This window comes from Rhodococcus sp. NJ-530, from assembly GCF_003860625.1.
Classification (GTDB): Bacteria; Actinomycetota; Actinomycetes; order Mycobacteriales; family Mycobacteriaceae; genus Rhodococcus_F; species Rhodococcus_F qingshengii.
Window position 1 is genome coordinate 5,427,735 of record NZ_CP034152.1, and the last position, 23,773, is coordinate 5,451,507.

18 protein-coding genes are annotated in these 23,773 nt (G+C 62.7%); 12 read left to right on the forward strand and 6 right to left on the reverse strand.

Translation table 11 applies throughout. The features are described 5' to 3' along the window. Nucleotides 1–88: 88 nt before the first annotated feature. Nucleotides 89–844, reverse strand: coding sequence for a histidine utilization repressor (hutC, locus tag EHW12_RS25280; protein ID WP_024487384.1), 756 nt, complete (start codon nt 842–844; stop codon nt 89–91). Nucleotides 845–953: 109 nt separating this feature from the next. After that, a complete protein-coding gene (locus tag EHW12_RS25285) occupies nt 954–5,600 on the reverse strand; it encodes an NAD-glutamate dehydrogenase domain-containing protein (RefSeq protein WP_241199043.1) in 4,647 nt (1,548 codons plus the stop codon). A gap of 234 nt (nt 5,601–5,834) precedes the next feature. Between EHW12_RS25285 and EHW12_RS25290 the strand changes: the two genes are divergently transcribed. The 12 genes from EHW12_RS25290 (at nt 5,835) to EHW12_RS34740 (ending at nt 19,753) form a co-directional block, all read left to right on the forward strand. Beyond that, the gene (locus EHW12_RS25290) at nt 5,835–7,004 is read left to right on the forward strand and encodes an acyl-CoA dehydrogenase family protein (RefSeq protein WP_007732726.1); all 1,170 of its coding nucleotides are present in this window, start codon (nt 5,835–5,837) and stop codon (nt 7,002–7,004) included. Nucleotides 7,005–7,015: 11 nt separating this feature from the next. Continuing rightward, nucleotides 7,016–8,158 carry a CoA transferase gene (locus EHW12_RS25295; protein ID WP_003940060.1) on the forward strand — a complete coding sequence of 381 codons (1,143 nt, stop codon included), beginning with the start codon at nt 7,016–7,018 and terminating at the stop codon, nt 8,156–8,158. A gap of 51 nt (nt 8,159–8,209) precedes the next feature. Beyond that, on the forward strand, nt 8,210–8,857 hold the full coding sequence (locus EHW12_RS25300; protein ID WP_241199044.1) for an IclR family transcriptional regulator: 648 nt from the start codon (nt 8,210–8,212) through the stop codon (nt 8,855–8,857). Between the two features lie 119 nt (nt 8,858–8,976). Further along, a complete protein-coding gene (locus EHW12_RS25305; RefSeq protein WP_042448445.1) occupies nt 8,977–9,768 on the forward strand; it encodes an IclR family transcriptional regulator in 792 nt (263 codons plus the stop codon). Nucleotides 9,769–9,877: 109 nt separating this feature from the next. Then, entirely contained in the window at nt 9,878–11,446 is a 1,569-nt protein-coding gene (hutH, locus tag EHW12_RS25310) for a histidine ammonia-lyase (protein ID WP_042448448.1), read from the forward strand. Then, a complete protein-coding gene (locus tag EHW12_RS25315; protein ID WP_042448451.1) occupies nt 11,443–12,516 on the forward strand; it encodes a histidinol-phosphate transaminase in 1,074 nt (357 codons plus the stop codon). Before hutH ends, EHW12_RS25315 begins: the two co-directional genes overlap by 4 nt. A 16-nt stretch (nt 12,517–12,532) precedes the next feature. Further along, the gene (locus EHW12_RS25320; protein WP_042448454.1) at nt 12,533–13,897 is read left to right on the forward strand and encodes an FAD-linked oxidase C-terminal domain-containing protein; all 1,365 of its coding nucleotides are present in this window, start codon (nt 12,533–12,535) and stop codon (nt 13,895–13,897) included. 203 nt (nt 13,898–14,100) lie between these two features. After that, nucleotides 14,101–15,537 carry a cytosine permease gene (locus EHW12_RS25325; RefSeq protein WP_003940251.1) on the forward strand — a complete coding sequence of 479 codons (1,437 nt, stop codon included), beginning with the start codon at nt 14,101–14,103 and terminating at the stop codon, nt 15,535–15,537. A gap of 42 nt (nt 15,538–15,579) precedes the next feature. Further along, a complete protein-coding gene (gene hutU / locus EHW12_RS25330; protein ID WP_007732742.1) occupies nt 15,580–17,253 on the forward strand; it encodes a urocanate hydratase in 1,674 nt (557 codons plus the stop codon). A gap of 37 nt (nt 17,254–17,290) precedes the next feature. Beyond that, a complete protein-coding gene (gene hutI / locus EHW12_RS25335; protein WP_029256288.1) occupies nt 17,291–18,481 on the forward strand; it encodes an imidazolonepropionase in 1,191 nt (396 codons plus the stop codon). 23 nt (nt 18,482–18,504) lie between these two features. Beyond that, on the forward strand, nt 18,505–19,473 hold the full coding sequence (gene hutG / locus EHW12_RS25340; protein WP_042448457.1) for a formimidoylglutamase: 969 nt from the start codon (nt 18,505–18,507) through the stop codon (nt 19,471–19,473). A gap of 121 nt (nt 19,474–19,594) precedes the next feature. Further along, nucleotides 19,595–19,753, forward strand: coding sequence for a hypothetical protein (locus tag EHW12_RS34740; RefSeq protein WP_164490598.1), 159 nt, complete (start codon nt 19,595–19,597; stop codon nt 19,751–19,753). A gap of 521 nt (nt 19,754–20,274) precedes the next feature. On the opposite strand, the gene EHW12_RS25345 is transcribed toward EHW12_RS34740, so the two are convergent. From EHW12_RS25345 to EHW12_RS25360, 4 genes are read right to left on the reverse strand one after another with little or no spacing between them, the layout of a single operon-like run. Beyond that, nucleotides 20,275–21,183, reverse strand: coding sequence for an ABC transporter substrate-binding protein (locus EHW12_RS25345; protein WP_030536963.1), 909 nt, complete (start codon nt 21,181–21,183; stop codon nt 20,275–20,277). An 11-nt stretch (nt 21,184–21,194) separates the two neighbouring features. Next, nucleotides 21,195–21,935: an ABC transporter permease subunit gene (locus EHW12_RS25350; RefSeq protein ID WP_030536962.1), complete on the reverse strand. Its 741-nt coding sequence runs from the start codon at nt 21,933–21,935 to the stop codon at nt 21,195–21,197. Next, nucleotides 21,932–22,582: an ABC transporter permease subunit gene (locus EHW12_RS25355; protein WP_125052020.1), complete on the reverse strand. Its 651-nt coding sequence runs from the start codon at nt 22,580–22,582 to the stop codon at nt 21,932–21,934. Before EHW12_RS25355 ends, EHW12_RS25350 begins: the two co-directional genes overlap by 4 nt. Then, a complete protein-coding gene (locus EHW12_RS25360) occupies nt 22,579–23,694 on the reverse strand; it encodes an ATP-binding cassette domain-containing protein (RefSeq protein WP_003940114.1) in 1,116 nt (371 codons plus the stop codon). The genes EHW12_RS25355 and EHW12_RS25360 overlap by 4 nt, the downstream gene beginning before the upstream one ends. Nucleotides 23,695–23,773 lie beyond the last annotated feature (79 nt).

The window sequence follows — 23,773 nt, forward strand, 5'->3', positions numbered from 1 at the left end:
AGTCACGTCCTGGTCGATTGCACCGAAGTCGGCCCCGAAAATGGTGCGATCGGACGAGCGAGTGTTCAGGATTCGCCATTCGAAACGATCAGCGCTCGAAGGTTCCTTCCAAGCGATTGCGTGAACCCGGATGGATCAAGCGCGCCGCGCTGACCAATCCGTTAGCCGACCAGGTGCGGCGGCGAATCAGCAGGCACGGTTCCCCGCGATCGATGCGTAACAGCTCGCATTCGTCCGGGCTACCCAACACCGCTTCCACGACATGCTCGCCGCGAACCAGAGGCGCAACGTCACTCAAGTAGTTGTTGGGGGTGATCGCGGTGAAGTCCTGGCGCAGATAGTCGGGCGCCTCGTTCGGATTCACGAATCGGTCTTCCACCTGAATCGGAGTTTCGTCCTCGAAGTGCACCATCAGCGAATGGAACACCCGTTTGCCCACCGATTCACGAAGGAACGTCTGCCCGTGGTCGGTTTCTTCCTCACGAACGAAGACGACCTCGGTTCGATGACGGTGGCCGCGGCGCTGAATCTCGTCGGCGATGTTCTTGACTTCGAACAGCGGGGACGCGGTCTTCGTGGCGGCGACAAAAGTACCGACCCCCATCATCCGCACGATCAGACCGTCGCTGGTGAGTTCGCGAAGCGCTCGATTGATCGTCATTCGTGACAACCCCAGCGCACTGACCAGTTGATTCTCCGAAGGCAGCTGATCGCCTTCGGTCCACCGACCCGAGTTGATCTGCGAGACCACGAGGTTCTTGACCCGTTCGTAGGCAGGGGCGGACTCGCCGCCTGCCTCGTTGAACAGCACGGCGAGTTCTGCGTCCACTTCGGCAATCGCCATCGCCACCACCCGTTCGTCGAAAACCACCGAGTCGGTTCTCCCGTTCGGCCTCCGAAGTCTATCCGCCTCGTGCACCTTTCCGATCCATCCGCGAGCGTCCGCGCCGGACCTAACCCACCATGCGCCGCAATTGGCTCGTCGCAACCGAAAGCGCAGCAAGATCGTGTTGCCCGGACGCCTCGATCTCTGCGAGCGCGAGAGTGGACCTCTCGATTCTCGACGCATTCCTTTCTTCCCACCTCGAGAGTTTTTCCGCTGTCGTGTCACCCGCTTCCGCGTCGGCCAAGACGTCGAGGGTCAGGGCCCGCACCGTCGAGTACAACTCGTCCCGCAACGACAACCTCGCCAACGCGTTCCATTTTCCGTCCTTGCTCAATGCCGACACTCGATTGAGCATCGGGACGAGCCCAACATGCTCACCGAGCCGGAAATAGAGTTCGCCGGTCTCCGAGATCGTCCGATCGGCGAGGTCCGCGATCTCCACCACGTCGAGCAGTCCGAACTGATCGAGCAATATCTCCACTCGCCTGACCAGGTTCTCCGGCGCGCCTTTGTCCGTGATGAGGACCGTTCGCGCAGCCAGGTTCCGCTGATCTGCGCCTACCAGCCAGCCATCGAGCTCTGCCGACGCCTCCGCGATGCGATCACCGAATCTGCTGATCTCGGCCCCGACGGCCAGCGGTTGCGGACGACGTGTCAGCATCCACCGTGACGCCCGGTCGAGCAGTCGCCTGGTGAGCAGGATCAACTCGTCGGACACTGCGGTCGAGACCGAGGCTTCGCTGATGTCGTGCCACAACCCCCACAGTCCGAACACCTCGGAGACCACAGTGAAGGCACGTACTGCGTCTTCCGGATCAGCGCCGACTTCTTCACCGAGCCGATAGGCATAGGTGATGCCGCCTCGATCGATGACGTTGTTCGTCAGCACTGTCGCGACGATCTCGCGACGAAGTGGGTGCCGGTCGAGGGCGTCACCCCCTGCAACTCGAACGCCCTCCGGAAAATAGTTCGCCAGCACCTGGCGGTAGATCTGGTTGTCGATCGAGCTTCCCGCCAACAGCGTGGATTTCAGATCGAGCTTGACGTGGGCCATCAGTGTGGCGAGTTCCGGCGACGTCAGCCCCGTTCCCGACTTCTCGGCCGCGGCGAACTGCTTCTTGGTCGGAAACCCTTCGATGACACGGTCGACGATCCCGCGCGATTCGAGGTTGGAAATCACTCTGCCGTGCACACCGATCATCGCCCCCGCATCCGCCCGCGTGGTACCCATCAGTTCGTTCTGCGAACGGTTGTCTGCGAGAACGAGTTCTGCGACCTGGTCGGTCAGCGATTCGAGTAGTGCGTCACGACGTGAGTCCGTGACGACGTCTGAGCTGATCAGGGAGTCGAGAAGGATTTTGATGTTCACCTCGTGGTCGGAACAATCGACTCCGGCCGAATTGTCGAGGGCGTCTGTGTTGATCCGTCCACCGCCGCGTGCGTATTCGATCCGTCCGGCCTGGGTGAGGCCGAGATTGCCTCCTTCACCGATCACTCGGGCACGCACTTCGTTGCCGTTCACCCGAACGGCGTCGTTGCTCTTGTCGCCTACTTCGAGGTCGGACTCACCGGAGGCCTTGACGTACGTTCCGATGCCGCCGTTCCACAACAGATCTGCCGGGGACCGCAAAATCGCCCGAACCAGTTGCGGTGGAGTCAGTTCGGTGACGTCGTCCTCGAGGCCCAGCGCCTCTCGTATCTCGTCACTGATCGGAACGCGCTTCGCCGAGCGTTCCCACACTCCGCCGCCGGCACTGATCAAGGTCGGGTCGTAGTCGGCCCACGAGGATCGGGGGAGCGCAAAGAGACGTGATCGCTCGTCGTACGAGCGCTCAGGCGACGGGTTCGGATCGACGAACACGTGCCGATGATCGAACGCCGCGATCAGGCGAATGTGCTTGCTGCACAACATACCGTTGCCGAAGACGTCGCCACTCATGTCTCCGATCCCCACCGCGGTGAAGTCATCGTGCTGGGTATCGACGCCGAGCTCACGGAAGTGCCGCTTGACACTTTCCCAGGCGCCCTTCGCCGTGATACCCATGGCTTTGTGGTCGTAGCCGACCGACCCGCCGGACGCGAAGGCGTCGCCGAGCCAGAATCCGTACTCCGCGGCAACCTCGTTCGCGATGTCGGAGAACTTCGCAGTTCCCTTGTCCGCGGCGACAACAAGATACGTGTCGTCTCCGTCGTGGCGAACGACCCGCCGCGCCGCGACAACGGCCCCGCTCTGCTTGTCGACGTTGTCGGTCAGATCGAGTAGTCCGCGAATGAAGGATCGGTAGCAATCGATCCCGGCCGCCAACGCAGCTTCTCGGTCTGCGTCTGCGCCCCGCCCTGGAACCGGTGGGCGTTTGACGACAAATCCGCCCTTCGCTCCGACAGGCACGATGACTGCGTTCTTGACTGCCTGCGCCTTCACCAATCCCAGTACCTCGGTGCGAAAGTCCTCTTTCCGATCCGACCAGCGCAAGCCGCCGCGAGCCACCGTACCGAAACGAAGGTGCACACCTGCTACATCGGGTGAGTACACGAATATCTCGAACTTCGGTCGAGGGAAAGGCAATACGGACAGCTTCTCCGAATCGAACTTCAACGAGAGCGCGCCGAGCGATTCAGTGGGATACACGAAATAGTTGGTACGCAACGTGTTACGGACCAGTTCGGACAACGCGCGCAGGATCCGATCGGCGTCGAGTCCTTGCACCTGCGCCACGGCCGCTTCCACGTCCGCTGCTGCACGTGCACCTCGATCTCCGTCGACGACGCCAGGATCGAAACGGCTCTCGAACAATTCGCACAATCTGCCGGCGATCTCGGGATGATCGGCAAGTACCTCGGCGACGCGACCGGTGCTGTAAGGAAATCCCGCTTGCTGCAAGAACTCCGCGTACGCCCGCAGCACCACTACCTGTTTCCAGCCGAGTCCCGCGATCGCGACCAATTCGTTGAACGAGTCCGGCTCGGCGTCACCGTTTCGAACCGCGGCAAACGTCGCCGCGAATCGCGCGGCAAAGTTGTCGAAGCCTTCGACCGGAGCACTCGGGTAGTAGAGCGTGAACTCGTAGATCCTGGACTGTTCGGTTCCCACCGGTGCGATCTCGTACGGACGTTCGTCGACCACTTCGACGCCCAGGCTCTGCAATACGGGCAGCACCTCGCCCAGAGAGAGCGGATCACCCGATACGTACAGTCCGAGACGGTGAGTACCCGGTCCGTCGACAGATCGGGCCAACCGTGGACTTACTTCTCCGGGCGCGAGGCCCTCGAACACCGCCATGTCCTCGGCGGCTCGGACAGCGTCGAAATCCTGCTTGTATGCCACCGGAACTCGCTCGGCGAACCGAGCACGCCTGCGCCGCTCGTCGTAGTGCGAAGCATCCAGAACGAATCGTTCGTCCCACGTCAGGCAAGCGTCGACGACGAGGTCCCGAATCTCCCGTGCTTGTCGCGCCGACGCGAAGTTCGCGCCGCCGCCGACTGTGGCCGTGAAATGTACGACGGCCAAGGGGGATTCCGAGACTCGACTGGAGAACTCGATATTGTGGGCACCGAGTGCGTCGGCGAGTACCGACTCGGCCGTTGTTCTGATCGTCGTACTGAATTTCTCTCGCGGAACGAAGAGCAAAGCCGACAACTCTTGATCTCGCCCTGTCGCCGGGGAACTTCCCACCGGTTGCAAGAACAGATGGATCGATGTGCGGCCGTCCACGGAAGTGAGTTCGTCCAGCGCGTCCGCGATTCGGGCCGGCTCGGCCGCCAGGAGCACTGTGACCGGAATCGACTGAATCACTGCCAGCATCGATTGTCCGACAAACGAATCGACGGTGGATCCTGAGGCCTCGAAGATGTCTGCGACGCGTCCTCGCACGAGCGGGGTTCGCCTGACGTCGGCGACGATACCGGTCGCGGTGAAGAACCCGACGAATCGGTACGCACGGTCGCCGACGGACACGTCGATCTCGGTGGCGTATTCGGATCCACCGAACCCTTGCCGGAGGTACACCACTGCAATCGCGAGGGGCGCCGCTTTCGAATCCGAAGAGCCGGTTGGATCGGGGAGCACGCCGATGGCGTACGGCTCGTCACTGTCGACAGTTCGCGCACCACCGATGACACTGAAGTTTCCGGCGCTGCACCACCGGAGAAAGTCAGCTTCTTCGGCGTAGCCGTTCGAGTCCAGTTGCTCGCGCGCCTCGCCGACGAGGTCCCGCAGGGGCACGGAATCGCGGAAGGCACGCGCGATACGGTCGAGGATTCCGGCGACGTCGTCCGCGATCACCTGCGCCTGCGCGTCCGAACAGTGTGCGGGTAGTCCTATGTGGATCCATGATTCGGTGCGCTCCCCGGCCCGGGCGTCTTCGGTGCTGTGCGCCGGTTGTACGGCTGTGCGAAGCACGGGGTGCACCACGAATTCAGGTTCCACGCGGGCACGGGCAAGTGTCGCCAAGACCGCTTCGACGAGCTGCGGCATGTCGTCGCCGACGTATTGAATCGCGGGGCCATCCCCTAACTCCCCGGCCGGCGCGAGTCGCGAGATCGACGAGTTGTGTCCTCGTCGACGCGAAAGGTCCATGTGCGCGGCGACAATCGCCAGCTTGCGGTCTTCGGCGAGCGCAGCGTATCGGTCCGCCGACAAGCCCTCGAAATACGTACTGGACACCCTCCTCACATTCTCGGAGTCCGGTGTCGTGTCGACTGAAACGAGGCTCATGTCAGCACCTTCCGCCGAAAGCCACGCTGCTTCCGACTTGTAGTGGGTTCGATCCGCAATCAACTTGTCTATACAGGCTTAGACAAGTTGATCATTGCAGAACGTGAGCCGCGACACAACAACTTCACCCCTGGACAAATTCGCCACCCTCGGCCATAGTCAGTCCATGCCAACTAGTGGCAATTAGATTTCATTAGATGAAATTCATAACTATTCCGCCTCGAAGGAGCCCCCGTGACTACCCAGACCGCGCCCGACACCGACAGCGTCGATCTCGCAGAGTTCCGCAGCACTGTCCGAGCCTTCGCCAACGCCGAGATCCACCCAGGAGCAGCCGCACGCGACGAGTCCAAGGAGTTCCCGGCGCAGCTGGTCAAGCGCCTCGGGCAGCAGGACCTCATGGGCATTTCCGTGCCCGAGGAATTCGGCGGGCTGGGTCTGTCGACACGAACCCAACTGGTCGCCATCGAAGAAGTTGCACGCACCGACGCCGCGCTGGCATCGATCTACACCGCCCACTACCTGGGCCTCGAGCCGATTCTCGTCGGCGGCTCCGAAGAGCAGAAGCATCGCTGGTTGCCCCAGCTCGCGTCGGGCGAACTACTGGCCGGCTTTGCACTCACAGAACCCGATGCCGGCTCCGACATCGCCTCGATGCGTACCGTCGCCCGACGCGAGGACGACGGCTGGCATCTCTCCGGATCGAAGACGTACATCTCCAACGCCAAGGAAGCCGACCTGGTCGTGCTCTTCGCCAAGACGGACCCGAGCGCAGGATTCCGAGGCATCACCGCCTTCGTCGTCCCCAAGGGAACTCCGGGAATCAGCTACTCGGAGCCGCAGGACAAGATGGGAATTCGTTCGGCCCCGACGTACACCGTCTACCTCGACGACGTCGTTCTGCCGCTCGACTCCGTGATCGGCACCGAAGGTCGCGGCGGCAACATTGCCTTGACCGCCCTGAACCGAGCACGCATCGACGTAGCGGCAATGGCAAACGGCATCGCTCTGCGCGCTTGGGAACTGGGACGCGAGTACGCAACGGAGCGAAAGCAGTTCGGCACGCCGATCTTCGACTTCCAGGCAATCCAGCTACTCCTCGGTGGCTGCGACGCGCAACTTGTCGCATCACGCGTCACCGCAGACTGGGCCGCCGACGTCAAGGACGCCGGTCAGGACATCCGCCGCGCCGCATCGATTTCGAAGTACGTCGCCACCGAAGCCTGCTTCTCGATCGTCGATCAAACCGTACAGATCCACGGTGGCGCAGGTTTCATGCGCGAATCGGAAATCGAACGCCTGTACCGCGATTGCCGCATTCTCCGCATCTTCGAGGGCACCTCGCAGATCCAGTTGCTCACCATTGCCGGCAATGCTCCGTCGCCGCGTTCCACCGAGTTCTGAAAGGCGCGGACATGACTGCACTTCCCCCACTCGACGGCATCCGGGTCATCGACCTCTCGCGCGTCCTTGCCGGACCCTACTGCACCGCACTGCTTTCCGACGCCGGTGCGGACGTCGTCAAGATCGAATCCGAACACGGTGAAGACTCTCGGCACCTCGGCCCGTTCCGCGACGGCGAGAGCATCTACTTCAACGTGCTCAATCGTGGCAAGCGTTCGGTGGCACTCAACCTCAAGAACGACGAGGACCGTGAGGCGCTGCTGACGCTCATCGAGACCGCCGACGTCGTCGTCGAAAACTTTCGCCCCGGCGTCACCAAGCGCCTGGGAATCGACTACGAGGCTGCGCGGGCTCGCAATCCGCGCATCGTGTACGCGTCCATCTCCGGTTTCGGACAGGACGGGCCCATGTCCGGAGCCGCCGCCTACGACCTTGTAGTCCAGGCTCTTTCGGGAATCATGAGCATCACCGGTTCGGAGGAATCCGGGCCGACACGGTTGGGTGAGTCGTTCGGAGACCTGGTCGCCGGGCTGTTCGCCGCCTGGGGAATCAGTACCGCCCTGCTGAGTGCACGGGCGAGCGGACTCGGGCAGCACCTTGACGTCGCGATGTTCGACAGCATGCTCGCCATGCTGCCGACAGCACACAGCCAACTGCAATCCACCGGGCTCACTCCCCCACGCGTCGGCAACCGTCATCCGGTGTCAACACCGTTCGACACCTACAAGGCCGACGACGGACTCTTCGTCCTCGCAGTTGCGAGCCAGTCGGGTTTCGAGAAGCTGGCGCAGACGATGAATCGCGTCGACCTGATCGCAGATCCCCGATTTGCCGACGACACCGCCCGGACCGAGAACGAACCGGCACTGCGCAAGGAGATCGAAAACTGGGCTGCCGGAAAGACCGTCGCCGACGTGGTCGGTATTCTCGGCGACGCGGGCCTCGCCGGCTCGGAAATCTGGGACGTCCAGCAGGCACTCACCTCCGCGCAGGCCGAGTATCGCGGAGTCGTCGAATCGTTCGAGCACCCGGTAGCAGGAAAAATCTCCTACGTACGACAACCCGTCGTGTTCGGTGATAGCCGACGCCCCGATGTCCGCCGCAGTCCCCTGCTGGACGAGCACCACGGTGAGGTACTGCCGGGCTCGCGATAGATTCAGCGCAGACATCCCTCGGCACTTGGAGTAGGACATGGCCCCGGCGACGTGACCCGCAGCGCGAATCGCACGTTCGAACTTCTCGGTGCGATCGTCGAGCACGGCGGGTTGACGCTCGGCGACGCCGCCAAGGCAACCGATCTGGCAACCAGTACCGCGCTTCGCCTGATCAGAAGCCTCGAACAAACCGAGTTCGTCGTCCGCGGCGAGGACAACGTCTATCGCGTCGGCCCGCGGCTACTACAGATCGGGGCTCGCGCACTCGGTGACAATCAACTGTTGCCGAGAGCGCGGCCCGCGATGAAGGCCATCGCCGAAACCACGAGAGAGTCGACCTACCTGTCGACGAAGGGACCGAAAGACACTGCGCTGTATCTCGATCAGATCGAGGGCACGCACGCGATCCGCCACATGGGGTGGGTGGGCCAGAGCGTTCCCCTGGACGGCACCGCCGTCGGCGCAGCGTTGAGCGGCAAGGTAGGCGAGAGCGGGTACGCCATTGCGCACGACACCATCGAGGATCACTCGACCGGAGTTGCCGCGCCGATCTACAACGCGGTCGGTCAGATAGCCGGAGCGCTCAGCGTCGTGGGCCCGACATTCCGTCTGACGGACGAGGTCTGCGCCAGCCACGGCCGCGTCTTGGTGGAGCACTGCGCCCGGTTGTCCGCGGAACTCGGCAGCCAGACACCCTGACCACCCCGAGCACTTGGCGATTCAGTCTCGTATCCGAGCACTTGGCGATTCAGTCTCGTATCCGAGACAATGTGGTTCCCCGCTCCCACCTCAGCCCTACCCGTAAGGACACACCCCATATGACGACGAGCCGCGTGAAATCTGCTGAGCGCGTGCTCGACGTGCTCGATCTCCTGGCCCGCCGGGGTGTGCCGCTGGCGACGGCAGAAATCTCCAGCGCCCTCGAGCTGCCGAAGAGTACGACGCATCACCTCCTCAATGTCATGCGGGATCGACGGTTCGTCTCGTACTGGGCTGATCAACGCGCCTGGACCCTGGGTGTCTCGGCGTTCGAAGTCGGTGCGTCGTACATGCGGTCCGGCCCACTTCACCGTGAGGGCCAACGATTCATGCTGGCACTCACTCAGTCGACCGACGAGACCTCCCATCTGGCGGTACTTCAGGGTTCTGACGTCATCTACCTCGACAAACGTGAACCTCTGAAGCCCGGCGTTCGGTTGGTGACCGAGATCGGGACCCGCCTTCCGGCGCATCTCACCGCAGTCGGGCGGGCAATTCTGAGCCGTCTGGACGTGGAACAGATCAGCGCGCTCTACGAGGGGTACACCTGGCCGACGCGGACCGGAACGGGACCGTCGACGCTCGCCGAACTGCGAGAACTGCTCGCCGCAGCACGTGAGAGCGGATATGCGGTCGAAGAGAATGCGACGACATCCGGGATCAACTGCATCGCCAGCCCCGTGATCACACGGGACGGTCGTCCGGTCGCAGCTCTCGGCGTCACCTTCCTCTCCGGCTCCAAATCGGCCGAGGAGAGTGCCCTGATCGCCGACCGAGTGCGCACCGTCAGCGCCGAGTTCTCCGCCGATCTCGGAGATCGAATGGTGGAGACCCCGACCGCAGACATGTAACAAAATTCTCCGTTTCGCACTCTGCGGGCCTTGTTTTCGTCTCATATTCAAGACTAGAGTCTCGTATACAAGACTTTGTTAGATAGCCACGCATCATCATTGGAGTCCCATGAACGCCACCCCTGCCACCCAGACAGCCACCCGAACCATCGAGGTCGGAATCGGCGCTGTCACCATCGCCGACGTCGTCGACGTCGCGCGCAACGGATACGGCGTTGCATTGACCGCGGAATCACTGGCCGCGATCGCCGAAAGTCGTGCACGCATCGAAGCGCTGGCCGCAGACCCCACACCGGTCTACGGAGTTTCCACCGGATTCGGCGCACTTGCCACCCGGCACATTCCGGCGCATCTGCGGACACAGTTGCAGCGCAGCCTGATCCGCTCACATGCGGCAGGTTCGGGACCGGAAGTCGAACGCGAAGTGATCCGGGCCTTGATGCTTCTGCGTCTTTCGACGCTCGCCACCGGGCGAACCGGAGTGCGCCCTGTAGTCGCACAGGCGTACGCCGACCTACTCACCGCAGGCATCACCCCGGTGGTGCACGAATACGGCAGCCTCGGATGCTCGGGAGATCTGGCACCACTGGCGCATGTGGCGATGGCAATCATCGGTGAAGGTTCCGTCCGCACCGCCGACGGTGAACTCACCGATGCGGCAACGGCATTGGCTGCCCATGGTCTCGAACCGGTGGTTCTGGCCGAGAAGGAAGGCCTCGCACTGATCAACGGTACCGACGGGATGCTCGGTCAACTGGCCCTTGCGATCACCGATCTCGATCATCTGCTCAAGTTGGCCGACATCGCTGCCGCCATGAGCGTCGAGGGCTTGCTCGGCACCGATCAGGTGTTCGCCGCGGACCTCCAAGCGCTTCGCCCCCACCCCGGCCAGGGCGCGGCCGCATCGAACATGGTGCGTCTGCTTGCCGGTTCCCCGATCGTCGCCAGCCATGCGGGCCCTGACTGCACCAGGGTTCAAGACGCGTACTCACTGCGGTGCGCACCGCAGGTCGCCGGCGGCGCACGCGACACCGTCGATCACGCCCGCCTCGTCGCCGGGCGCGAATTGGCCAGTGCTGTCGACAATCCCGTTGTCACCCTCGACGGACGGGTTCGATCCAACGGTAACTTCCACGGAGCTCCCGTGGCCTACGTCTTGGACTTCCTCGCCATCGTGACCGCGGATGTCGCGGGTATCAGCGAACGCCGAACCGACCGCTTCCTCGACGTAGCACGCAATCACGGTCTGACCCCCTTCCTCGCCGACGACCCCGGTGTCGACAGCGGACTGATGATCGCGCAGTACACACAAGCTGCCATCGTGTCCGAACTCAAGCGACTCGCGAGCCCGGCCAGTGTCGATTCGATTCCCTCCTCGGCCATGCAGGAAGATCACGTCTCCATGGGATGGTCGGGTGCACGCAAGCTCCGCCGGTCCATCGACGGTCTCACCCGAGTTCTCGCGATCGAGATACTGACTGCAGCAAGAGGAATCGATTTGCGCTCCCCACTCGAGCCCTCCCCCGCCACCGGAGCCGTCCTTCGGACCCTGCGCGAGAAGGTGCAGGGGCCGGGTACCGATCGCTTCCTGTCCCCCGAGATCGAGGCCGCGGTGGACTTGGCGGCATCGGGTGCACTTGTTGCGGCTGCGGAGAACGCGATCGGCGCCCTGGCATGAGCGCGCCCGGTGCGCTGAGGCCTCGCCCCCGACCCGAAATCGAAGCGCTTCCTCGATACTCCAAAGCCGCCGGCCTCGAGCAGGTTCGGTGGCGGGCGTCGAGCAACGAGTCGACGGTTGCACCCTCGGCGGCCATTCTCGAGGCCGTCAATCTCGCGGCCTCACACTCGCACTTGTATCCGTCGCTGTTCGGCGACACACTGATAGCCCGGTTGAGCGACCGTCTGGGCGTGGGCGACGACCAGGTACTGGTCGGCGCCGGGTCGTTGGCACTGCTCCAGCAGGTATTGACTGCATACACGGGCCCTGGCACCGAAGTCGTCTACCCGTGGCGCAGCTACGAGGCGTACCCGATACTGATCGGAATCGCCGGGGCGAGCGGTGTACCCGTCGCACTCGATTCCGAACATCGGCATGATCTGAGTGCAATGGCGGCAGCCGTGACGCCGCAGACCCGCGCAGTACTCGTCTGCAACCCCAACAATCCGACCGGAAGCGAGTTCTCGACCGCGGAGTTCGTCTCGTTCGCCCGCTCGATCCCGAGCGACGTCCTCATCCTTCTGGACGAGGCTTACCGGGAGTTCGCGACCAGCGACGTCGACGGCGTCGACCTGCTTCGAACCTTTCCCAACATCGTCGTCTTCCGAACCTTCTCCAAGGCTTACGGATTGGCCGGACTTCGGGCCGGCTATGCCGTCACCAACTCGGCGATCGCAGCCGATCTTCGCAGCGCTGCACCGCCCTTCGGCCTCAGCGCCGTTGCCGAGGCCGCGGCCTGCGCGGCCCTGACCGATCCGGCGCACACCGATTCGATAGTCGAAACGGTGACTGCGGGTCGCGCTCACCTACGTGAGCAATTGACTCTGCGCGGCGTCGAGACGGTCCCGAGCGGCGCCAACTTCGTGTGGATCCCTCTCGGCAAGAGAGCTTCTGCGCTCGAAGCGGCCTGCGTCGCGCGAGGTGTCTCGGTCCGGATGTTCCCCGGCGAGGGAGTGCGGGTCACCGTCGGCGAGCGGGCAGCAGAAGACGCCGTGATCGCCGCTGTGGACGCACTCGCACACAACCTTTGACCGACTGGAGATAAGAATGTCCGTCCACGAACTCGCTCGGTCGATCGGTTCGAGTCGCCTGATCACCGACCCGTCGGTAATGGACTCGTACCGCCGTGACGAGGCCCATCTCGCCGAACCCGGCCATCCGGCGGCCGTCATGCTCGCCGAAACTGCGGCCGACATTTCCGAGGCGCTGAAATGGGCTACTGCTCACCGTGTCCCGGTGGTAACCCGCGGTGCGGGAACCGGTTTGGCGGGCGGCGGGGCAGCCGTCGAGGGCTGCCTGGTCATCTCGACCACTCGCATGCGCTCGATTCTCGAGGTCAATCCGGACGATCAGCTCGCTGTCGTGGAAGCCGGGGTGATCAACGCCGACATCAGTCGAGCAGCAGACGAGTACGGGCTGATGTACGCCCCTGATCCGAGCAGTTTCGAGATCTCCACGATCGGCGGAAACATCGCCACCAACGCCGGTGGACTGCGTTGCGTGAAGTACGGCGTCACCCGCGATTCAGTCCTGGGTCTCGAGGTTGTGCTCGCCGACGGTCGGATCGTGCGGACAGGCCGAAGGACCGTCAAAGGTGTTGCGGGATACGACTTGACCAGTCTTCTCGTCGGTTCGGAGGGAACACTCGGAGTCGTCACGAGTGCCACGCTGAAGTTGCAGCCCAAGCCCAAGAGAGCACCGGTCACCGTCGTCGGCAGTTTCGATTCTCTCCGCTCCGCAGCGGACGCAGTTGCCGCGGTCGTTCGCGACGGGATCGGACCGAGCCTGCTGGAGCTGATCGATCGAGCAACGCTGCGCGCAGTCGACGACTGGAAACGAATCGGGTTGGAAGACAACACCGCCGCGATGCTGATCGCACAGGCCGACGGGGTCGATGCCGACGCAGCAGCCGCGGCGATGCAGAAACACTTCGAGAGGGCGGGCGCAGATTTTGTCGCCGTCTCGCAGGACGCGGCAGAAGCCGCACAGCTACTCGAGATTCGCCGACTCGCCTATCCGGCTTCCGAACGACTCGGGCAATGTCTCGTGGAAGACGTCGGGGTCCCGCGGTCGAAACTGCCCGACATGCTCGAGAGTATCGACCGAGCCGCCGCCGAGCACATGGTCAAGATCATGACCGTCGCGCATGCTGGTGACGGCAACGTCCATCCGACCTTCGTCTTCGACCGCACTGCCGACGGCTCGGTCCCCGAAGCCGTGTGGACCGCCGCGGACGAGGTCTTCCGGCGTGCTCTCGAACTCGGAGGAACTCTGACCGGAGAGCACGGCGTCGGCGTTCTGAAGCGTCGCTGGCTCTCTCTCGAGCTCGGCGAGGACAGCATGCAACTGCACCGATCGATCAAGGCTGCCTTCGACCCGCTCGGAATCCTCAACCCGGGTAAGGGTTTCTGATTTCTCGCGTGGTGTTACACAGCATTTACGCGAAAACGGGTCCCGGGTATTGACGCCTGTATATACAGGCATATACATTTATCCGCAGTGACAGTGACCCAGCGCACAAAGCACAAGGCGCAAAGCACCAAGCACGAAGAAGGTGGGCAATACCCCGACGTCGATTCCGTCGCTCGACGGGCTCGCAGCAGAAAGACAGGCCTATGACTCACGATGGACCGGCCGAGGTCATCCTCACTCCGGAACGACGCACTATCGACGTCGTCCCGGATGCAGAACGACACGGCACCCCGCGCAGCCAGTTCACTCTCTGGTTCGGCGCCAACATGCAGATCACTGCAATCGTCGACGGCGCTCTCGCCGTCGTATTCGGCGCGGACGCCATCTGGGCGATCGTCGGACTTCTGATCGGCAACATCTTCGGTGGCGCTGTCATGGCGCTTCACTCCGCACAGGGCCCGCGTATGGGTCTCCCCCAGATGATCTCGAGTCGCGCCCAGTTCGGCGTCAAGGGAGCAGTCGTACCGCTTGTTCTCGTCATCCTGATGTACCTCGGCTTCGCTGCCACCGGCACCGTGTTGGCCGGACAGGCCGTCAACAAGATCCTGCACATCGACAGCCCCACCGTCGGCATCGTCGTCTTCGGTCTCCTCACCGCATTCGTCGCGGTCACCGGCTACAAGCTGATCCACATCGTCGGCAGGATCGCCACCGTCGTGGGCATCGTCGGATTCTCCTACCTGGCCGTTCGACTGTTCCTCGAGTACGACGTCGCCTCGTACGTCGGCATCAAGGGCTTCGACATAGTCACCTTCCTGCTCGCGATCTCGCTCGGTGCCGGTTGGCAGCTCACCTTCGGCCCGTACGTCGCCGACTACTCGCGTTACCTGCCGCGCAGCACTTCCGAGAGCACCACGTTCTGGTCGACGTTCCTCGGTAGTGTCATCGGATCGCAGTGGTCCATGACCTTCGGCGCTCTCGTCGCGGCCTGCGCCGGCGACGCGTTCCTGGGTAACCAGGTCGGCTTCATGGGAGATCTGGCCGGACCCGCTGCCATCGCCTTCCTGATCTACTTCGTCATCCTGGTCGGCAAGCTGACGGTGAACGTGCTCAACGCCTACGGCGGATTCATGTCGATCCTGACCACCGTCACCGCCTTCAACGGACAGTCGCGAATCTCGAGCACAGCGCGCACCCTCTACATCCTCGGTTTCACTGCGGTCTCGGTCTTGATCGCCATCGCCGCCAGCGCCGACTTCCTGGACAACTTCAAGAACTTCGTCCTGGTGTTGCTGATGGTGTTCACGCCGTGGAGTGCGATCAATCTGATCGACTACTACCTGATCTCCAAGGAACGCATCGACATTCCGGCGCTGTACGACGTCAACGGTCGATACGGAGCATGGAACTTCACCGCATTGGCTTGCTACGCCGCCGGCGTTCTCGCCCAGATCCCGTTCCTCGCCCAGAAGATGTACACCGGCCCCGTCACGGACATGCTCGGCGGCGCCGACATCTCGTGGCTGGTCGGCATCGTGTTCACCGGGCTGATCTATTACCCACTCGCCAAGCGCACGAGCAATCCCCCTTCGTCGATGATCTACCCCGATCACACCGCGATGACCGACTCTCGCGTCTGATCCCCCAACGTCTTTCGAACTTCAGCAAGCTAGGAGAACACAATGGAAATCAGCACCCCCGGCCACGAGCCGCGCCCCGTCCGTGCTCCCCGCGGCCCCGAGCTCACGACGCTCGGTTGGCAGCAGGAGGGTGCCCTGCGCATGCTCATGAACAACCTCGACCCCGATGTTGCCGAGCACCCGGACAGCCTCGTCGTCTACGGCGGAACCGGTCGCGCAGCGCGTAGTTGGGCTGCCTTCGACGCCATGGTCGCCACGCTGAAGACGCTGAAGAACGACGAGACCATGCTGGTGCAGTCCGGCAAGCCGGTCGGTGTCTTCCGCACCAACGAGTGGGCACCGCGAGTGCTGATCGCCAACTCCAACCTGGTCGGTGACTGGGCGAACTGGGAAGAGTTCCGCCGTCTCGAAGACCTCGGCCTGACCATGTACGGCCAGATGACCGCAGGCTCCTGGATTTACATCGGCACCCAGGGAATCCTGCAGGGTACGTACGAGACCTTCGGCGCCATCGCGAAGAAGCGCTACAACGGCTCACTCGCCGGAACGATCACCCTCACTGCGGGTCTCGGCGGCATGGGCGGCGCTCAGCCTCTCGCCGTCACTATGAACGACGGCGTCGCGATCTGCGTCGACTGCGACATCACCCGCATCGACCGTCGTATCGCCCACAAGTACCTCGACACCAAGGCAGACAGCATCGAGCACGCGCTCGAACTGGCGACCGCGGCACGCGATGCCAAGAAGCCGCTCTCCATCGGCCTCGAAGGCAATGCGGCAGAGATCTTCCCGGCGCTGCTGGAGATGAAGGCCCCCATCGACATCGTGACCGACCAGACCTCGGCGCACGATCCCCTCGCCTACCTGCCGATCGGCATCGACTTCGGCGACATGAAGACCATGTCGGAGAAGGATCCGCAGAAGTTCACCGAAGATTCCCGCAACGCGATGGCCGCACACGTCAAGGCCATGGTCGGATTCATGGACGCCGGCGCCGAGGTATTCGACTACGGCAACTCCATCCGCGACGAGGCCCGCAAGGCCGGCTACGACCGTGCATTCGACTTCCCCGGATTCGTTCCCGCCTACATCCGTCCGCTCTTCGAAGAAGGCCTCGGCCCCTTCCGCTGGGCGGCGCTCTCGGGTGATCCCAAGGACATCGAGGCCACCGACAAGGCCATCCTCGAACTCTTCCCCGAGAACGAGCACCTGCGCCGCTGGATCACCATGGCCGGCGAAAAGGTTGCCTTCGAAGGCCTTCCGGCTCGCATCTGCTGGCTCGGATACGGTGAGCGCCACCTCGCCGGCCTCAAGTTCAACGAGATGGTGGCCTCGGGCGAGCTCTCCGCACCGATCGCCATCGGCCGCGATCACCTCGACTCCGGATCGGTCGCCTCGCCGTACCGCGAAACCGAATCGATGATCGACGGGTCCGACGCGATCGCCGACTGGCCGCTGCTCAACGCCCTGGTCAACACCGCGTCCGGCGCTTCGTGGGTTTCACTCCACCAAGGCGGCGGCGTCGGTATGGGACGCTCCATCCACGCGGGACAGGTGTGCATCGCCGACGGCACCGAACTCGCAGCCAAGAAGCTCGAAGCAGTTCTCACCAACGATCCCGGGATGGGCGTCATCCGGCATGCGGATGCAGGATACGACCACGCCATCGACACGGCAGCCACCCGCGGCGTCCGAATCCCGATGACCGAGAACTGAAACAGCTTCACCACCTCACCCTGAGTTAGGAATTACATTGACCACGAATGGTTCTCGAACCACTGTTCTGACCAACATCGGAACCCTCGTCACCAATGACCCGACTCTGGGTGAGGGCAAGCTCGGCGTACGACACGACGCGGCAATCGTTTTCGACGACGGCGTTGTTGCTTGGGTCGGTGATTCCGCCGACGCCCCGGCTGCCGATATCGGTCAGGATATCGGCGGTCGGGCCCTGCTCCCCGGTTTCGTGGAGAGTCACTCGCACCTGGTGTTCGGTGGCGAGCGGGCCGAGGAATTCGCAGCTCGCATGGCGGGCGAGAAGTACGCGGCGGGCGGTATTCGCAACACCATCGAAGCGACGCGCTCGGCCACCGACGAACAATTGCAGGCCAATGTTCGACGCCTACTCGACGAATCCCTGCGCTCGGGCAGCACAACCGTCGAATGCAAGACCGGATACGGGCAGAACACCGAGAGCGAACTACGCAGCGCACTGATCGCCGGACAGTTCACCGACGAGGTCACACTGCTGGCCGCCCACGTTCCACCACCCGAATATGCCGGCCGCGCCGATGACTACGTCGCCATGGCGTGCGACGAGATGATCCCTGCCTGTGCGCCACACGCGAAGTGGATCGACGTCTTCTGCGAACGAGGGGCGTTCAACCGCGAACAGGCACATGCAGTCCTGAGCGCAGGCGTCGCCGCTGGACTGATCCCCCGCGTCCACGGCAATCAACTCGGCGAAGGGCCAGGAGTTCAGCTCGCCGTCGAGATGGGAGCCGCGTCCGTCGATCACGTCACCTACGTCACCGCCGAGGACATCGACGCCCTGGCTCAGAGTTCCACCGTCGCAACACTGTTGCCAGGTGCCGACTTCTCCACCCGCAACAAGTACCCCGACGCCCGCGCACTGCTGGACGCCGGCGTCACAGTAGCTCTCGGCGCCGACTGCAATCCCGGCACCTGCTACACCACCAGCCTCCCGTTCTGCATAGCAATTGCGGTGCGAGACATGCACATGACACCCGCCGAGGCAGTCTGGGCAGCCACTGCAGGAGGCGCCCGGGCGCTGCAGCGCACCGACGTCGGAACCCTTTCTCTCGGAACACGTGCCGACGCCATCGCGCTCGATGCACCGTCGTACCTCCACCTCGCCTACCGCCCGGGCGTCCCTCTGGTGCGCGAGGTCTGGAAAAACGGCGCACTCGCCACAAGCTACTGAAATACACTCACCGGGAGGCCGTCGTGGCACATCAGATCGCAGTCGACATCGAACCCAAGCCGTGGACCGGGCGCTCCGACGGCACCACTGCCGAGCATCTGCGGTGGCATCATGCCGTGCAACCGTATTCAGCCGAAACAGCTCCCGGCGACTGTGTTCTGATCGGATTCTCCAGCGACGAAGGAGTCCGCCGCAACAAGGGCCGCCGCGGTGCCGCGGATGGCCCCGACGCTTTGCGAGCCGGGTTGGCTTCCATGGCGCTGGCCGAACCACTGCAGATTCAGGACGCGGGAACCGTTGCCGTGTCGGGTGAAGAACTCGAGGCCGGTCAGGCCGCACTCGGGAACGCCGTCAGCGCTGCGCTTGATTCGGGACACTTCCCCGTGGTTCTCGGGGGAGGACACGAAATCGCCTACGGTACATACCTCGGCGTCGCGGGCTCCGAGTTGCGAACCGCCGGAGCCAAACTCGGAATCCTCAACTTGGATGCGCACTTCGACCTGCGGGGCGATCCGATACCCAGCTCCGGCACACCCTTTCGTCAGATCGCCGAGGACGAAGCCGCGGCAGGCACCTCGCATCAGTACAGCGTGATCGGAATCAGCCAACCGAGCAACACCACGGCACTGTTCGACACGGCTCACCGCCTCGGTGTTCGCTATCTGCTCGACGAAGAATGCGGAGCGATCGGCCGAGGCGTCGTGGATCAGTTCCTCGCAGACTTCCTCGACGACGTCGATCTGGTCTACCTGACCATCGACCTCGACGTCCTGCCTGCAGCTGTGGCGCCGGGCGTCAGCGCACCTGCGGCCTACGGAGTCAGCCTCGAAACCATCCAATACGTATGTGACCGAGTCACGTCCAGCGGAAAACTCGCGGTTCTCGATGTCGCCGAACTGAACCCGAGCCTCGACGTCGAGAATCGCACTGCCCGAACGGCTGCTCGTCTGATCCACCGGATAGTCACGAAGCACGTGCCGGTTCAGCGCTAGCCTCGGCGCGCCTCCAGCAGATCTACGGGACTGCCTGAAAACTGATTCCACGAGTTCTGTCCGAGCACTCCAAACTATGTCCTTTGCCACCTCACAAGTGATGCCGCCTTGCAGATTGCCGATGGCGGCGACAACGCCTGTCTCGGGGTACGTGATCGTTCCGCACCGCTCGGATGTGGATGCCGTCGGCAATCGTGAAGTCGAAGTCGACGAATTGCCCGAGCAGTACTCGAAGCCGGGGACACCACCGATCACAGGAGGCCCGACCGTACCGTCGTGAATCGAAAAGCCGATCAACCCTCCGGGGTCGCCATTACCGACTTGCCCCGGATCACCGGTGGTGACGAAGATCGATTGGCCTGACTCAGTCTGAATCGTCCGTGTCGAATGATCGTTGCCGTAGGCCGATTCGATTTGAGCCACGGTGAGCCGTCACCGACGCCGCGGTCAGTCAGCGTTCCCGGCGGTGATTAGATGACGGTGACGCCCTCGCTGGTGAGAATTGCCCGTCCGGTGCCACCAGGCGTCGTGAACGGAACTACAGCGCAACTCGGAAACTGCATGGGCGTTCCAGCCTGATGCCAGACACACGCCGGCCACTACAACCGTGGTTGTAGTGGCTGCGCCGTTCCGAACTCGTCCAATGGGTGTGCGCGGTCGGCTTCTCGGCATGTCGGCATCCTTGGTCGGAACGGCTCGCCGCGAGGTCGAGGCGTGCCTGACTTCGCGACGCTACCCCGAGCGGGGTCGAATCGATATCGTCTGTTCGGCCGACGACAAGGACGCCACCCCGGCCTTCGATCATGGCACCAGGGAGTTCTCCTGCAACCAGTCCTGAGCGATGTCACTCATGTCGTCGAGATCGGCAACGCGCTGGTTCATCTCGATGAGATCTTCGGTGGTCAGCGCTGCCGAAACCCCCGCGAGCACGGATCGGACGTCATCGCGAGCCTTCAACTCGTTGATGATCGGCGTGATGTTCTCCGCGAGGAAGAGGTGCTTCGTATCCTCGAGTGCAACCAAGTTCTCCGAGCGCATCGCAGGATCGGTACTGAAGACATCGGCAACCTGTATCTGCCCGCTCAGAAGCGCATTGAGCGTGAGCGGTCCACCTGCATCGAGAGCCAGGAACTCCCGGAATGTCAGGCCGTATTTGGTCTTCAAGCCGGCGACGCCGTTTTCACGCGTCTTCCATTCCGGCGGTCCGCCGAGAGTCAACTCGTCGGCATGCTGCACCAGATCCTCGACGGTCTCCAGCGAATACTTTTCCGCCGTCTCCTGTTTGACGGCAAGCACATCCTTGTCCTCTGCGGGCGAGGGCTCGAGAGCCACCAGGCCCTTGGGCAATTTCGCATCGATTTCAGCGGATACTTCATCTGAAGCCGTCGCCGTTGTCTTGCTGTCCAGATATTGCAACAAGGCGCCGGAATACTCGGGGATCAGATCGATGGAACCGTCGCGCAATGCCGGTACATAGAGTTCTCGGCTACCGATGTTCAACTTCTCGGTAACGTCGATACCGTTGGCGCGAAGCGCTTCGGCGTAAATAGTCGCAATCAGTTGGCTCTCGGGAAAATCGGCGGAACCGATCACGATGGCGCCCTCAGCACTACCGCCGCCGTCCGTAGCCAAGGGGTCCTTGCCGATTCCGCAGCTGGACAACGCAACCGCTGTCACGCCGACCAACGCGGCGATCAATACCTTCTTCATGTCGAACGTCCTCAGATCGGTGCGGGCTCAGGCACAGCGGTGCGCTGTGAGGGGGCGGCGGTCTTCTCGGTCTTCTTCTTCCGATCGCGCCTGGTCAGGCCAGGCGAAACGACCCGCGCAGTCAGTGCGCCGATTCCGAGATCGAAAACCAGGGCAATCAGCGATACCAGTACGGCTCCGGCCGCCATCTGGCCGTAATCGCTCTGAGCTTTTCCGTCGATCAACAACCGGCCGAGTCCGCCCAAAGAAATGTAAGCGGCGACAGTCGCAGTGGAGACGATCTGAAGCACGGCACTTCTGATGCCGGACAACATGAGTGGTAGGGCACATGGAATCTCGACCTCGGTCAAGATCCGCATCGACCGAAATCCCATCCCCCGCGCGGCGTCGACTGCAGCCTGATCGACCGCTCGAACTCCGGCGTACGTGTTGGTGAGAATGGGAGGGATCGCGAGAAGCACCAGGACGATGAGGCTGGGGATCAGATACGCGAGTTTGTTCGGGAATGACGGCGCGATGATGAGAACCAGTAGGATCAGCAGACCGATGGTCGGCAGCGCTCGTAGCGAGTTGGCCAGTCCAGCAACAACAACGGAGCCTCGGCCCGTATGTCCGATGTAGAGACCGAGCGGGATCGCGATAACCGCAGCCACCGCCAGCGCGGCGAATGTGTACATCAAATGCTGAACGAGAAGGGTGGGGATGCCGTCCGGCCCGGTCCAGTGGGATCCGTCGAGAAGGAAGCTGATCATGATGTAGTCACTTTCGGGGTCCACGGCGTCAACAGCCGATTCGCCAACATGATGAGGAGATCAAGGATCAACGCCAGCACCAGACACAGAGCGATACCCGCGATGATGGGCGTGTAGAAACGCAACTGAAATCCCTGGGTGAACAAGGAACCTATCTGCGGAATACCCAGGAGTGCGCCGAGTGAGACAAGACTGACGTTCGAGACGACTGCGACGCGCAAACCTGCACAGATCACCGGAACTCCTACTGGCAACTGTACTTTCAACAGCGTCTGACACGGCCGGTAACCCATCGCCGTCGCTGCCAGAACCGTCTCCGGCGGAACCGAATCGAGCGCGTCGGCCACTACCCGCACGAGCAGAGCAACGGTGTACACGGTGAGCGCCACGATGATGTTCATCGGATCCAGAATCTTGGTACCCAGAATTGGAGGCAGGAGCACGAAGAGCGCGAGCGAAGGGATCGTGTAGAGCAATCCGGCCGTCCCCACCACGTAGGGATGCAACCGACGACTGCGATAGGCGACCCAGCCGATCGGCAACGCGACCACCAAGCCGATCACCAAGGGAATCAACGACAGCAGAACATGCCATCCCACCAAGTCCATGATCCGGTCGGACTGACGTCCGAGCCATTCGAAGTTCATCGGAGCGCCCTCCCCGCGTCAGCCAGATCGGCAGCCTCGATGGCTTCCACTGCAGCATGCGCAGTGACGGTTCCCACCAGGCGTCCGGCGTCGTCCACGACAACGCCCCGCTTGCTCGGCGCTGACAGCGCCGCATCCAGCAGAGCGCGCATCGTCCCGGTGGAATCAGCAAGTGTTCCACTGAGATTCAAGTCATCCGGGCGGATACAATCCGTGAGCGCGTCCGGCCTCACCCATCCGAGCGGCTTGTTCGCGGGATCCACTACCAACAGCCACGTATCGCCGGTGAGTGCGCGGGCCGCCGCAGCGGAATCGCCCAGATGCGCAACGGGTTCTGACACCGTCGGTAGGTCGCCGTCCAATGTCGTGAACCCCAACGATCGGTACCCACGGTCACGTCCGACGAAGTCGGCAACAAATTCGTCGGCAGGTTGAGTCAGCAATTCGAGGGGCGTCGCCGCCTGCGCAAGAATGCCGCCGGTACGCAGAACCACCACTTGATCCCCGAGTTTCAGCGCTTCGTCGATGTCGTGGGTGACGATGATGATCGTTTTTCCGATTTCCTTCTGCAGACGGAGAAACTCGTCTTGCAGCTGGCCGCGAACAACCGGATCAACGGCGCTGAACGGTTCGTCCATCAGCATGAATGACGGATCCGCAGCCAATGCTCGCGCAACACCGACTCGTTGCTGCTGCCCTCCGGAGAGCTGCCACGGATAGCGGTCGGCGAAGTTGGTCGTCAGACCAACCGTTTCGAGCAATTCCATAGCGCGAGTGCGAGATTCCTTTTTACTCGCACCGAGCAATCGAGGCATGGTCGCTATGTTGTCGACGATGGTGCGATGGGGAAAGAGACCCGCGTGCTGGATCACGTACCCGATGCGTCGACGCAGAAGGGCCGGATCCATTCCCGCCGTGGACTCGCCGTCGAGCGAAATCGTGCCTGACGTCGGTTCGATCAGCCTGTTGATCATGCGGAGTGAGGTCGTCTTGCCGCAGCCGGAAGGACCCACCAACGCGGTGATCTTTCCCGTCGGGCACTCCAGATCGAGAGCATCGACGGCAATGGTTCCGTCTGGATACGCCTTGGTGACCTTGTCGAATTTGATCATCTACGAACTACTTTCGTGTCGACCTGAGTCCGGACGCACCCAGGAGAAATGGTCGAGTTCCGTTCGAGCACACACCTAC

Excerpts from the sequence above, each read along its gene's own strand:
- hutC (WP_024487384.1), bottom strand. The coding sequence starts at position 844 with ATGGCGATTGCCGAAGTGGACGCAGAACTCGCCGTGCTGTTCAACGAG.
- EHW12_RS25285 (WP_241199043.1), bottom strand. The coding sequence starts at position 5,600 with ATGAGCCTCGTTTCAGTCGACACGACACCGGACTCCGAGAATGTGAGG.
- EHW12_RS25295 (WP_003940060.1), top strand. The coding sequence starts at position 7,016 with ATGACTGCACTTCCCCCACTCGACGGCATCCGGGTCATCGACCTCTCG.
- EHW12_RS25305 (WP_042448445.1), top strand. The coding sequence starts at position 8,977 with ATGACGACGAGCCGCGTGAAATCTGCTGAGCGCGTGCTCGACGTGCTC.
- hutH (WP_042448448.1), top strand. The coding sequence starts at position 9,878 with ATGAACGCCACCCCTGCCACCCAGACAGCCACCCGAACCATCGAGGTC.
- EHW12_RS25315 (WP_042448451.1), top strand. The coding sequence starts at position 11,443 with ATGAGCGCGCCCGGTGCGCTGAGGCCTCGCCCCCGACCCGAAATCGAA.
- EHW12_RS25320 (WP_042448454.1), top strand. The coding sequence starts at position 12,533 with ATGTCCGTCCACGAACTCGCTCGGTCGATCGGTTCGAGTCGCCTGATC.
- EHW12_RS25325 (WP_003940251.1), top strand. The coding sequence starts at position 14,101 with ATGACTCACGATGGACCGGCCGAGGTCATCCTCACTCCGGAACGACGC.
- hutU (WP_007732742.1), top strand. The coding sequence starts at position 15,580 with ATGGAAATCAGCACCCCCGGCCACGAGCCGCGCCCCGTCCGTGCTCCC.
- EHW12_RS34740 (WP_164490598.1), top strand. The coding sequence starts at position 19,595 with ATGGCGGCGACAACGCCTGTCTCGGGGTACGTGATCGTTCCGCACCGC.
- EHW12_RS25345 (WP_030536963.1), bottom strand. The coding sequence starts at position 21,183 with ATGAAGAAGGTATTGATCGCCGCGTTGGTCGGCGTGACAGCGGTTGCG.
- EHW12_RS25350 (WP_030536962.1), bottom strand. The coding sequence starts at position 21,935 with ATGATCAGCTTCCTTCTCGACGGATCCCACTGGACCGGGCCGGACGGC.
- EHW12_RS25355 (WP_125052020.1), bottom strand. The coding sequence starts at position 22,582 with ATGAACTTCGAATGGCTCGGACGTCAGTCCGACCGGATCATGGACTTG.
- EHW12_RS25360 (WP_003940114.1), bottom strand. The coding sequence starts at position 23,694 with ATGATCAAATTCGACAAGGTCACCAAGGCGTATCCAGACGGAACCATT.